Source organism: Paraburkholderia mimosarum LMG 23256 = NBRC 106338 (assembly GCF_000739815.1).
GTDB lineage: Bacteria > Pseudomonadota > Gammaproteobacteria > Burkholderiales > Burkholderiaceae > Paraburkholderia > Paraburkholderia mimosarum.
Window position 1 is genome coordinate 1 of sequence record NZ_BBJJ01000333.1, and the last position, 945, is coordinate 945.

Sequence of the window (945 nt, forward strand, 5' to 3'; positions counted from 1 at the left end):
GCCAGTGTGTGCCCATCGTACGGATTGCCAGGCATCGAGCGCATGCCAACAACCAAGCCTTCCTTGTGAGTCGTCGTGATCGACACCTTTACGCCGAATTCATAGGGTGTGCGAGCTTTGCCTTTCGCCAGACATTCAACTTCCGGTGCGTGCAGCGCGTAGAGCTTGTTTTTGTCCTTCGGCTTCTGCGCCAGGATGCGCTTCGTGCGACCAATCAGTTCCAGCAGGGCAGCACGGCCTGAGTCTGCCACCTGGTCGACCTGCCGCTCCACATCGCGCATGACCCGTCCAACGCGCGAACGCAGCGTGCGCAACGCCTTTCTCATGCGTTTGTACTGTTTCGCGTGAGCGTAGCGGCCAATCTGCAGCCCCAGATGCGGTGCCTCACGGTTGTAGTTCTGCCTCAGTTTCAGACCATGCTGCGCCGCGGCCTTCACCAGATGTTCGCGACACCGTTCGAGCAATCGCGAATCGGTTGGGTGGGTGATCGCCTTCTCCATGACGGTCGTATCAACAATCACGCGCTTGACGCTCGAGGCCTTGATCACGCCAGCGCGTCTTGCTGCTTCGATCGTCTCGGCCAGCAACTCTTCAACGCCAGCTTCGCCCAGTCGCTTGCGCCAACGCGTCAGGCTCGACGGGTCAATTGGCGGCTGCGTCTGCAGATACGTCTCGCCCGTAAAGACTTGCCAGTAGGGGTTCTCAACCCATTGCCCGAGGACCTCTTCATCGGACAGGTCAAAAGCGTGTTGCAGGTAGAGCAGACCAGCAATCAGGCGCGGCGAACTCGCCGGTCGGCCTTTGCCCGACATGAAGCTCCCGGTCATCGATGCGCCCAGTCGCTCCCAGTTGATCAGGTCGGACAAACGTATCAACGGATGCTTCAGGTTGATTTGTTCGCGCAGCGGTTGGCGGAAGAAATCTCCCTCCGTCACAGGTGTTTTC

At 59.3% G+C, this 945-nt stretch carries 1 protein-coding gene; it reads right to left on the reverse strand.

The window, feature by feature from the left end:
* Positions 1 to 945 (reverse strand): IS5 family transposase (locus BMI01S_RS37735; protein ID WP_081901444.1); only part of this gene is annotated, 945 nt, incomplete at both ends.